The 12,019-nt window shown below is 51.4% G+C and carries 3 protein-coding genes, 2 tRNA genes and 5 rRNA genes; 7 read left to right on the forward strand and 3 right to left on the reverse strand.

Annotation, left to right across the window (positions count from 1 at the left end; translation table 11 throughout):
* Positions 1-341: 341 nt before the first annotated feature.
* The 7 genes from KUF54_RS13600 to rrf (KUF54_RS13630) all read left to right on the forward strand — a co-directional run bounded on the left by KUF54_RS13600 (position 342) and on the right by rrf (KUF54_RS13630) (position 9,287).
* A 23S ribosomal RNA gene (locus KUF54_RS13600) occupies positions 342-3,221 on the forward strand.
* A 182-nt stretch (positions 3,222-3,403) separates the two neighbouring features.
* Positions 3,404-3,516, forward strand: a 5S ribosomal RNA gene (gene rrf, locus KUF54_RS13605).
* 352 nt (positions 3,517-3,868) lie between these two features.
* Positions 3,869-5,401 (forward strand): 16S ribosomal RNA (locus tag KUF54_RS13610).
* A gap of 103 nt (positions 5,402-5,504) precedes the next feature.
* A tRNA-Ile gene (locus KUF54_RS13615) sits at positions 5,505-5,581 on the forward strand.
* Between the two features lie 40 nt (positions 5,582-5,621).
* A tRNA-Ala gene (locus tag KUF54_RS13620) sits at positions 5,622-5,697 on the forward strand.
* A 416-nt stretch (positions 5,698-6,113) separates the two neighbouring features.
* A 23S ribosomal RNA gene (locus tag KUF54_RS13625) occupies positions 6,114-8,992 on the forward strand.
* A 182-nt stretch (positions 8,993-9,174) separates the two neighbouring features.
* Positions 9,175-9,287, forward strand: a 5S ribosomal RNA gene (gene rrf, locus KUF54_RS13630).
* The 16S, 23S and 5S rRNA genes sit together here with 2 tRNA genes alongside, the layout of an rRNA operon.
* Before the next feature lie 167 nt (positions 9,288-9,454).
* Here rrf (KUF54_RS13630) and KUF54_RS13635 read toward each other — a convergent pair.
* From KUF54_RS13635 to KUF54_RS13645, 3 genes are read right to left on the reverse strand one after another with little or no spacing between them, the layout of a single operon-like run.
* A complete protein-coding gene (locus KUF54_RS13635) occupies positions 9,455-10,222 on the reverse strand; it encodes a class II glutamine amidotransferase (RefSeq protein WP_219343322.1) in 768 nt (255 codons plus the stop codon).
* A gap of 58 nt (positions 10,223-10,280) precedes the next feature.
* Positions 10,281-11,765 carry a DHA2 family efflux MFS transporter permease subunit gene (locus KUF54_RS13640; protein ID WP_219343323.1) on the reverse strand — a complete coding sequence of 495 codons (1,485 nt, stop codon included), beginning with the start codon at positions 11,763-11,765 and terminating at the stop codon, positions 10,281-10,283.
* The gene (locus KUF54_RS13645) at positions 11,762-11,950 is read right to left on the reverse strand and encodes a 4-oxalocrotonate tautomerase (protein WP_219343324.1); all 189 of its coding nucleotides are present in this window, start codon (positions 11,948-11,950) and stop codon (positions 11,762-11,764) included. Before KUF54_RS13645 ends, KUF54_RS13640 begins: the two co-directional genes overlap by 4 nt.
* Positions 11,951-12,019 lie beyond the last annotated feature (69 nt).

A 12,019-nucleotide genomic window follows, 5' to 3' on the forward strand; every position in this document is an offset into this window, starting at 1 on the left:
GAAAACAGAAATTCAATATAAAAGCAGTCTGAAGCAGACTGCTTTTATATTGATCTTTGATCAATAGGCTGTTCTTTAAAAATTCATAGAGTCGAAATCAGCGTTGCTGGTGGAAAGCATTAACCAAGGTTAATGCACCGTGCCATCAGCAACTTTTTGATTGCGTCAAAACAAATATTTTGCGAAAGCAAAGATATTTAGTAATGACGAATATTCTCAAAGCTGTGTCGAAAGATACAGCCAAAGATATTCACATTACGGCATAACGCGTGAGGTGTAAGACCTCACCAGTCTTTGAAGTTCTAGAGCTTTGTGTTTCGCAAGAGACGTCAAAGTTATAGGGTCAAGTGACTAAGAGCATATGGTGGATGCCTTGGCGATGATAGGCGACGAAAGACGTGATAGCCTGCGATAAGCTTCGGGGAGCTGGCAAATAAGCTTTGATCCGGAGATTTCTGAATGGGGGAACCCACCTAGCAATAGGTATCGCATACTGAATTCATAGGTATGCGAAGCGAACCTGGAGAACTGAAACATCTAAGTACCCAGAGGAAAAGACATCAACCGAGATTCCGATAGTAGTGGCGAGCGAATTCGGAAGAGCCTTGCAGTGATAGTCGACCGGTTAACAAAATGGCATGGAAAGGCCAACCATAGTGGGTGATAGTCCCGTATGTGAAAACCGATCGGTGGTACTAGGCTGCAGACAAGTAGGGCGGGGCACGAGAAACCCTGTCTGAATATAGGGGGACCATCCTCTAAGGCTAAATACTCATCATCGACCGATAGTGAACCAGTACCGTGAGGGAAAGGCGAAAAGAACCCCGGGAGGGGAGTGAAATAGATCCTGAAACCGTATGCTTACAAAAAGTAGGAGCCTCGTAAGGGGTGACTGCGTACCTTTTGTATAATGGGTCAGCGACTTACATTCAGTGGCAAGCTTAACCGAATAGGGGAGGCGCAGAGAAATCGAGTCCGAATAGGGCGAACAGTCGCTGGGTGTAGACCCGAAACCAAGTGATCTATCCATGGCCAGGATGAAGGTGCCGTAACAGGTACTGGAGGTCCGAACCCACTAATGTTGCAAAATTAGGGGATGAGCTGTGGATAGGGGTGAAAGGCTAAACAAACTTGGAAATAGCTGGTTCTCTCCGAAAACTATTTAGGTAGTGCCTCAAGTATTACCGTCGGGGGTAGAGCACTGTTTAGGCTAGGGGGTCATGGCGACTTACCAAACCTATGCAAACTCCGAATACCGACGAGTACAGCTTGGGAGACAGAGCACCGGGTGCTAACGTCCGGACTCAAGAGGGAAACAACCCAGACCGCCAGCTAAGGTCCCTAAAATTGGCTAAGTGGGAAACGAAGTGGGAAGGCTAAAACAGTCAGGATGTTGGCTTAGAAGCAGCCATCATTTAAAGAAAGCGTAATAGCTCACTGATCGAGTCGTCCTGCGCGGAAGATGTAACGGGGCTAAGCCAGTTACCGAAGCTGCGGATGTGCAATTTATTGCACGTGGTAGGAGAGCGTTCTGTAAGCCTGTGAAGGTGTCTGGAGACGGATGCTGGAGGTATCAGAAGTGCGAATGCTGACATGAGTAGCGTTAAAGGGGGTGAAAAGCCCCCTCGCCGTAAGCGCAAGGTTTCCTACGCAACGTTCATCGGCGTAGGGTGAGTCGGCCCCTAAGGCGAGGCAGAGATGCGTAGCTGATGGGAAACAGGTCAATATTCCTGTACCGATCAATAGTGCGATGTGGGGACGGAGAAGGTTAGCTCAGCCAACTGTTGGATATGTTGGTTCAAGCGTGTAGTCGTGCTCTTTAGGCAAATCCGGAGAGCTAAGATGAGGCGTGATAACGAGTGTGCTTGCACACGAAGTGAGTGATACCCTGCTTCCAGGAAAAGCCACTAAGCTTCAGCTATTGACGACCGTACCGCAAACCGACACTGGTGCGCGAGATGAGTATTCTAAGGCGCTTGAGAGAACTCAGGAGAAGGAACTCGGCAAATTAACACCGTAACTTCGGGAGAAGGTGTGCCCTAAGTCAGTGAAGTTGAACAAACGGAGCTAAAAAGGGCTGCAAAAAATTGGTGGCTGCGACTGTTTAATAAAAACACAGCACTCTGCAAACACGAAAGTGGACGTATAGGGTGTGACGCCTGCCCGGTGCTGGAAGATTAAATGATGGGGTGCAAGCTCTTGATTGAAGTCCCAGTAAACGGCGGCCGTAACTATAACGGTCCTAAGGTAGCGAAATTCCTTGTCGGGTAAGTTCCGACCTGCACGAATGGCGTAACGATGGCCACACTGTCTCCTCCTGAGACTCAGCGAAGTTGAAATGTTTGTGATGATGCAATCTCCCCGCGGAAAGACGGAAAGACCCCATGAACCTTTACTGTAGCTTTGTATTGGACTTTGAACGGATCTGTGTAGGATAGGTGGGAGGCTTTGAAGTGTGGTCGCTAGATCACATGGAGCCAACGTTGAAATACCACCCTGGTGCGTTTGAGGTTCTAACCTTGGTCCATTATCTGGATCGGGGACAGTGCATGGTAGGCAGTTTGACTGGGGCGGTCTCCTCCCAAAGCGTAACGGAGGAGTTCGAAGGTACGCTAGTTACGGTCGGACATCGTGACGATAGTGCAATGGCATAAGCGTGCTTAACTGCGAGACTGACAAGTCGAGCAGATGCGAAAGCAGGACATAGTGATCCGGTGGTTCTGTATGGAAGGGCCATCGCTCAACGGATAAAAGGTACTCTGGGGATAACAGGCTGATACCGCCCAAGAGTTCATATCGACGGCGGTGTTTGGCACCTCGATGTCGGCTCATCTCATCCTGGGGCTGTAGTCGGTCCCAAGGGTATGGCTGTTCGCCATTTAAAGAGGTACGTGAGCTGGGTTTAAAACGTCGTGAGACAGTTTGGTCCCTATCTTCCGTGGGCGCTGCAGATTTGAGGAAGCCTGCTCCTAGTACGAGAGGACCGGAGTGGACACACCTCTGGTGTACCTGTTGTCACGCCAGTGGCATCGCAGGGTAGCTAAGTGTGGAAGAGATAACCGCTGAAAGCATCTAAGCGGGAAACTCGTTTCAAGATGAGATCTGCCGGGGCCTTGAGCCCCCTGAAGGGTCGTTGTAGACCACGACGTTGATAGGCTGGGTGTGGAAGCGCAGTAATGCGTTAAGCTAACCAGTACTAATTGCCCGAGAGGCTTGACCCTATAACTTTGGGTTTAGCTCAGAAAATAAAAGACAGAATGAATTGTGAAAACGATCATTCAAGTTATGCCAAATAGGCGCAATCGAATAAGCTGATTAAGACTCTATGAATTCGTTGGATTGAAAGCAATCGATTAAGAAGTTAATCGAGAAAATAAGCGATCGATCTGACAAAAAGTTTATGCCTGATGACCATAGCAAGTTGGTACCACTCCTTCCCATCCCGAACAGGACCGTGAAACGACTTAGCGCCGATGATAGTGCGGGTTCCCGTGTGAAAGTAGGTCATCGTCAGGCTCTTACGCCAAAACGCCTGGCTCACGCCAGGCGTTTTCTTCTCTCTCTTCGCAAGAGGGGTGAGAAGAAAACGCAAAAACGTTTTAAAAGTACTGTGAAAACAGTGCTACAATCTAAGGCTTCGCTGATCACAGCAAGCAACGAAATTCAAGTGGTTTTAAAGCTGTTTGAGTTCTCAGATCCTTAAAAAAATACAGCCGATAAGTGTGGGCGTTTGATGGCAAGCAGCCAGTTCTTCGGAACAAAACTCTTCGGAGTATCAAGCGCTCACGAAAACAGTAATTATGGAAGAATTTATTCTTCTTAATTCCGTCAAGTGAGTGAGCAGTCGAAAGACTTTAAATTCAAGATCGAACTATAGAGTTTGATCCTGGCTCAGATTGAACGCTGGCGGCATGCTTTACACATGCAAGTCGAACGGTAACAGGTCTTCGGATGCTGACGAGTGGCGAACGGGTGAGTAATACATCGGAACGTGCCTAGTAGTGGGGGATAACTACTCGAAAGAGTAGCTAATACCGCATGAGATCTACGGATGAAAGCAGGGGACCTTCGGGCCTTGTGCTACTAGAGCGGCTGATGGCAGATTAGGTAGTTGGTGGGGTAAAGGCTCACCAAGCCTGCGATCTGTAGCTGGTCTGAGAGGACGACCAGCCACACTGGAACTGAGACACGGTCCAGACTCCTACGGGAGGCAGCAGTGGGGAATTTTGGACAATGGGCGAAAGCCTGATCCAGCAATGCCGCGTGCAGGATGAAGGCCTTCGGGTTGTAAACTGCTTTTGTACGGAACGAAAAGCTCTGGGCTAATACCCCGGAGTCATGACGGTACCGTAAGAATAAGCACCGGCTAACTACGTGCCAGCAGCCGCGGTAATACGTAGGGTGCAAGCGTTAATCGGAATTACTGGGCGTAAAGCGTGCGCAGGCGGTTTTGTAAGACAGTGGTGAAATCCCCGGGCTCAACCTGGGAACTGCCATTGTGACTGCAAAGCTAGAGTACGGTAGAGGGGGATGGAATTCCGCGTGTAGCAGTGAAATGCGTAGATATGCGGAGGAACACCGATGGCGAAGGCAATCCCCTGGACCTGTACTGACGCTCATGCACGAAAGCGTGGGGAGCAAACAGGATTAGATACCCTGGTAGTCCACGCCCTAAACGATGTCAACTGGTTGTTGGGTCTTAACTGACTCAGTAACGAAGCTAACGCGTGAAGTTGACCGCCTGGGGAGTACGGCCGCAAGGTTGAAACTCAAAGGAATTGACGGGGACCCGCACAAGCGGTGGATGATGTGGTTTAATTCGATGCAACGCGAAAAACCTTACCCACCTTTGACATGTACGGAAGTTACCAGAGATGGTTTCGTGCTCGAAAGAGAACCGTAACACAGGTGCTGCATGGCTGTCGTCAGCTCGTGTCGTGAGATGTTGGGTTAAGTCCCGCAACGAGCGCAACCCTTGCCATTAGTTGCTACATTTAGTTGAGCACTCTAATGGGACTGCCGGTGACAAACCGGAGGAAGGTGGGGATGACGTCAAGTCCTCATGGCCCTTATAGGTGGGGCTACACACGTCATACAATGGCTGGTACAAAGAGTTGCCAACCCGCGAGGGGGAGCTAATCTCATAAAGCCAGTCGTAGTCCGGATCGCAGTCTGCAACTCGACTGCGTGAAGTCGGAATCGCTAGTAATCGTGGATCAGAATGTCACGGTGAATACGTTCCCGGGTCTTGTACACACCGCCCGTCACACCATGGGAGCGGGTCTCGCCAGAAGTAGGTAGCCTAACCGCAAGGAGGGCGCTTACCACGGCGGGGTTCGTGACTGGGGTGAAGTCGTAACAAGGTAGCCGTATCGGAAGGTGCGGCTGGATCACCTCCTTTCTGGAAAAATGCTGCTTTAAGTTGAACGTCCACACTTATCGGTTGTTGGAACAAGCCAAAACGGGTTTGTATTGAGAAATCGATGCGAGCAAGAAATTGGAATGGGTCTGTAGCTCAGCTGGTTAGAGCACTGTGTTGATAACGCAGGGGTCGTTGGTTCGAGCCCAACTAGACCCACCAGTACTTCGGTACTGAATCCAACATCTGGATTGACAATCCCGGGGGATTAGCTCAGCTGGGAGAGCACCTGCTTTGCAAGCAGGGGGTCGTCGGTTCGATCCCGTCATCCTCCACCAGGTTAAAAATGATAGCGTCCAGTGATGCTATAATCGTGGGCTCAGCAAGTGCTACAAAGCATGGGTTGAGAAGGCGAAAACAGAAATTCAATATAAAAGCAGTCTGAAGCAGACTGCTTTTATATTGATCTTTGATCAATAGGCTGTTCTTTAAAAATTCATAGAGTCGAAATCAGCGTTGCTGGTGGAAAGCATTAACCAAGGTTAATGCACCGTGCCATCAGCAACTTTTTGATTGCGTCAAAACAAATATTTTGCGAAAGCAAAGATATTTAGTAATGACGAATATTCTCAAAGCTGTGTCGAAAGATACAGCCAAAGATATTCACATTACGGCATAACGCGTGAGGTGTAAGACCTCACCAGTCTTTGAAGTTCTAGAGCTTTGTGTTTCGCAAGAGACGTCAAAGTTATAGGGTCAAGTGACTAAGAGCATATGGTGGATGCCTTGGCGATGATAGGCGACGAAAGACGTGATAGCCTGCGATAAGCTTCGGGGAGCTGGCAAATAAGCTTTGATCCGGAGATTTCTGAATGGGGGAACCCACCTAGCAATAGGTATCGCATACTGAATTCATAGGTATGCGAAGCGAACCTGGAGAACTGAAACATCTAAGTACCCAGAGGAAAAGACATCAACCGAGATTCCGATAGTAGTGGCGAGCGAATTCGGAAGAGCCTTGCAGTGATAGTCGACCGGTTAACAAAATGGCATGGAAAGGCCAACCATAGTGGGTGATAGTCCCGTATGTGAAAACCGATCGGTGGTACTAGGCTGCAGACAAGTAGGGCGGGGCACGAGAAACCCTGTCTGAATATAGGGGGACCATCCTCTAAGGCTAAATACTCATCATCGACCGATAGTGAACCAGTACCGTGAGGGAAAGGCGAAAAGAACCCCGGGAGGGGAGTGAAATAGATCCTGAAACCGTATGCTTACAAAAAGTAGGAGCCTCGTAAGGGGTGACTGCGTACCTTTTGTATAATGGGTCAGCGACTTACATTCAGTGGCAAGCTTAACCGAATAGGGGAGGCGCAGAGAAATCGAGTCCGAATAGGGCGAACAGTCGCTGGGTGTAGACCCGAAACCAAGTGATCTATCCATGGCCAGGATGAAGGTGCCGTAACAGGTACTGGAGGTCCGAACCCACTAATGTTGCAAAATTAGGGGATGAGCTGTGGATAGGGGTGAAAGGCTAAACAAACTTGGAAATAGCTGGTTCTCTCCGAAAACTATTTAGGTAGTGCCTCAAGTATTACCGTCGGGGTAGAGCACTGTTTAGGCTAGGGGGTCATGGCGACTTACCAAACCTATGCAAACTCCGAATACCGACGAGTACAGCTTGGGAGACAGAGCACCGGGTGCTAACGTCCGGACTCAAGAGGGAAACAACCCAGACCGCCAGCTAAGGTCCCTAAAATTGGCTAAGTGGGAAACGAAGTGGGAAGGCTAAAACAGTCAGGATGTTGGCTTAGAAGCAGCCATCATTTAAAGAAAGCGTAATAGCTCACTGATCGAGTCGTCCTGCGCGGAAGATGTAACGGGGCTAAGCCAGTTACCGAAGCTGCGGATGTGCAATTTATTGCACGTGGTAGGAGAGCGTTCTGTAAGCCTGTGAAGGTGTCTGGAGACGGATGCTGGAGGTATCAGAAGTGCGAATGCTGACATGAGTAGCGTTAAAGGGGGTGAAAAGCCCCCTCGCCGTAAGCGCAAGGTTTCCTACGCAACGTTCATCGGCGTAGGGTGAGTCGGCCCCTAAGGCGAGGCAGAGATGCGTAGCTGATGGGAAACAGGTCAATATTCCTGTACCGATCAATAGTGCGATGTGGGGACGGAGAAGGTTAGCTCAGCCAACTGTTGGATATGTTGGTTCAAGCGTGTAGTCGTGCTCTTTAGGCAAATCCGGAGAGCTAAGATGAGGCGTGATAACGAGTGTGCTTGCACACGAAGTGAGTGATACCCTGCTTCCAGGAAAAGCCACTAAGCTTCAGCTATTGACGACCGTACCGCAAACCGACACTGGTGCGCGAGATGAGTATTCTAAGGCGCTTGAGAGAACTCAGGAGAAGGAACTCGGCAAATTAACACCGTAACTTCGGGAGAAGGTGTGCCCTAAGTCAGTGAAGTTGAACAAACGGAGCTAAAAAGGGCTGCAAAAAATTGGTGGCTGCGACTGTTTAATAAAAACACAGCACTCTGCAAACACGAAAGTGGACGTATAGGGTGTGACGCCTGCCCGGTGCTGGAAGATTAAATGATGGGGTGCAAGCTCTTGATTGAAGTCCCAGTAAACGGCGGCCGTAACTATAACGGTCCTAAGGTAGCGAAATTCCTTGTCGGGTAAGTTCCGACCTGCACGAATGGCGTAACGATGGCCACACTGTCTCCTCCTGAGACTCAGCGAAGTTGAAATGTTTGTGATGATGCAATCTCCCCGCGGAAAGACGGAAAGACCCCATGAACCTTTACTGTAGCTTTGTATTGGACTTTGAACGGATCTGTGTAGGATAGGTGGGAGGCTTTGAAGTGTGGTCGCTAGATCACATGGAGCCAACGTTGAAATACCACCCTGGTGCGTTTGAGGTTCTAACCTTGGTCCATTATCTGGATCGGGGACAGTGCATGGTAGGCAGTTTGACTGGGGCGGTCTCCTCCCAAAGCGTAACGGAGGAGTTCGAAGGTACGCTAGTTACGGTCGGACATCGTGACGATAGTGCAATGGCATAAGCGTGCTTAACTGCGAGACTGACAAGTCGAGCAGATGCGAAAGCAGGACATAGTGATCCGGTGGTTCTGTATGGAAGGGCCATCGCTCAACGGATAAAAGGTACTCTGGGGATAACAGGCTGATACCGCCCAAGAGTTCATATCGACGGCGGTGTTTGGCACCTCGATGTCGGCTCATCTCATCCTGGGGCTGTAGTCGGTCCCAAGGGTATGGCTGTTCGCCATTTAAAGAGGTACGTGAGCTGGGTTTAAAACGTCGTGAGACAGTTTGGTCCCTATCTTCCGTGGGCGCTGCAGATTTGAGGAAGCCTGCTCCTAGTACGAGAGGACCGGAGTGGACACACCTCTGGTGTACCTGTTGTCACGCCAGTGGCATCGCAGGGTAGCTAAGTGTGGAAGAGATAACCGCTGAAAGCATCTAAGCGGGAAACTCGTTTCAAGATGAGATCTGCCGGGGCCTTGAGCCCCCTGAAGGGTCGTTGTAGACCACGACGTTGATAGGCTGGGTGTGGAAGCGCAGTAATGCGTTAAGCTAACCAGTACTAATTGCCCGAGAGGCTTGACCCTATAACTTTGGGTTTAGCTCAGAAAATAAAAGACAGAATGAATTGTGAAAACGATCATTCAAGTTATGCCAAATAGGCGCAATCGAATAAGCTGATTAAGACTCTATGAATTCGTTGGATTGAAAGCAATCGATTAAGAAGTTAATCGAGAAAATAAGCGATCGATCTGACAAAAAGTTTATGCCTGATGACCATAGCAAGTTGGTACCACTCCTTCCCATCCCGAACAGGACCGTGAAACGACTTAGCGCCGATGATAGTGCGGGTTCCCGTGTGAAAGTAGGTCATCGTCAGGCTCTTACAGAGAAAAACCCCGTAGTCGAAAGATTACGGGGTTTTTTATTGGGCGATCCAAAAGTGATAGCAAAAGATCCGAGCGTTGAAAGCGTTAGGGTCTGAAAACACAAACATCAAATAAAAAGAGAGCGCTATGCGCTCTCTTTTTATTGGTGGAATGAACGCATCAGATATCGAGGCCCTGCCCTTGCTTGAAGACCTTCAGCTCACCCGAGCGGATAGGGGTCCAAGTTTCGTTGTGGGTTAGCGGGCTGGTGACGATGATGGCCACTTTGTCTTGTGGGGTGGTTTCGCGAGAGAAGTCGACGCTGAGGTCTTCATCGCAGAGTTGAGCTTGGGCAAAGGGGTGCTGCCGCTCTATATAGCAAAGGTGGGTGGTGGCGTGAGCCCACAGAGCCTCACCGTTGGAGAGCAGGAAGTTGAAGGTACCGTGGGGTGCAATCTTTGCAGCCAGCTCGCGCAGGGTGTGGGTGAGTTCTTCAATGCTGGGGATGCCGGCATGAGATTTCCACAGCTCTTGCATGATCCAGCAGAAGGCCAGTTCGCTGTCGGTACTGCCGATGGGCTGAAAGTGGGCGTGCAGCTTAGGAGCGAAGTTTTTGAGGTCGCCGTTATGGGCGAAGACCCAGTTGTGGCCCCAAAGCTCGCGTACAAAGGGGTGGCAGTTTTGCAGGCTGACCACGCCTTGAGTCGCCTTGCGGATGTGGGCGATGACGTTATTGCTTTTGATGGGGTATTCGCGGATCAGCTTGGCGATGGGGGAGTCGATTGCGCGTTCGTGATCGACAAAGTGGCGCAGGCCTTTTTCTTCAAAAAAGGCGATGCCCCAGCCATCAGTATGGTCGCCGGTGTTGCCGGCGCGTTGGGTGAAGCCCGAAAAGCTAAAGCGCACATCCGTTGGCGTGTTGCAGTTCATTCCCAGTAGCTGGCACATGCGATGCTTTCTCAAGGGCCGTAGCCCGTTAAACCTCAATGGCTTAATTATGCGCAACTTAGCTGGGGGTAGAGGCGCTTGGGGCTTGTGGTGAACGCAGCTGCGTTGCTGCAACCAGTGCAATCAAGCAAAGCAGGGTTAGCATGGCAAAGCACTCGTGAAAAGCAGCCAACTGTGCTGACTGAAGACTGAGGCTGCTATCAGTGGCATGAACTGCGATGCGCCACTGCAGCATGATCCCGGAGAGACCGACACCCGCAGCGCCGCCCAACATGCGGATGAAGCTGATGGTGCTGGAGCCTTGGGCGAGCAAAGAGCGATCCAACGGGCGCATAGCGCCCAGATTCAGGCTGGGGAGGATAAAGCCCAGACCAATGCGCCCAATGATGATGACGACGGCTAACCACCACAGGGGCGTAGTTGTACCAATCCAAATATTGAGAGCGAAGGACAGCGCCAGAAGCGCTACGCCCGTGCCAACCAGCCAGTGCACCGGGTGCTTATCTGCCATACGGCCCACTACGGGGAAGGTAAAGGCCAAGATCAGACCGGCAGGCACCAGCAGATTGCCGGCGTAGCTGGCTGACAGGCCCAACCCCATCTGGATAAACAGTGGCAGCAGGTAGGTGGAGCCATACATGGCAGCGCCGTAGATAAGGGAAACGATGCAGCCCATCACAAACGGGCGGCACTCGAACAGGCGCAAATCCATCAGTGGCTGCTGGTTCTGGCGCAGCAGCCGTCGTTGCCAGAGGACAAAGGAGACAAGCAGCACCGCAGAAGCGAGCAGGAGTGCGGCTGCGGCTAACTTTGAGGGGTTATGCAGTTGTGCCAGGCCATTGAGCAGGCAGACGGTGCCTGCGCCGCCTAGCGTGAGGCCCAGCCAATCCAGCGGTGTTTTTTGCGCGCCGGCTTCTTCACCGCCGGGGGAGGAAAGGGGAACGAGCTTGAAGCCCAACCAGATCGACACTAGTGCAAAAGGCACGACCATGAAGAAGGTGGAGCGCCAGCCCAGCCAGTCCGTCAGCACACCGCCCAGCGCGGGGGCGAGGGCCGGAGCCAGAACCACGCCCATGCCAAACAGCCCGCCAGCGCGGCCTTGCTCATGGGGTTTGAAGGCGCTCATCATGATGACAGCAGGAATGGGCTGGATGATGCCTGCGGCAATGCCTTCGGCCACGCGAGAAGCCAGAATCAGCGGGTAGTGCTGGGCCAGTCCACCTGCCACTGCGCCGAAGGTGAGCACAACGAGGGCGCCAACATAAGTGCGGCGGTAGCCAAACCGGTGCAGCAGCCAGGGCGTAACCAGCATGGCGATGGTGGATGCCACCATGAAGCCAGAAGTGATCCACTGGGCTTGAGCCGGGCCGATATTGAAATAAGCGCTCATGGCCGGAATGGCCACGTTGACGCTGGTGGAGGGCAGAACCGAGGCCACCACGCCGACCAGCACGGCCATCAGAAGCAGCCAGCGGTAGCGCTCTCCGTAATGGGCGCGAAGCTCGGCGGTGCTTGCTCCGCGTTTGCTTGCGCCCGTGTTCATTCTTGCTCCAGCCAGAGCTTGCCGCCCGTGGCCCAGTTCTCGCGCTTGATATCGGTGATGATGATTTCAACGTACTCGGGCGGGCCACCCAAGACATCAACGCTTACGCGCGTGATCTCTTCGACCAGCTTGCGCTTTTGCTCAATGGTGCGGCCTTCCATCATTTCGATGTGATAGGTGGGCATGTTCGAACTTTCTTGGTGGATTTTTAAAGGTCAATCATAAATGTGCGACTGCGGCGTGGCGCAAAAAAA

It is taken from the genome of Comamonas sp. Y33R10-2 (assembly GCF_019355935.1).
GTDB lineage: Bacteria > Pseudomonadota > Gammaproteobacteria > Burkholderiales > Burkholderiaceae_C > Comamonas.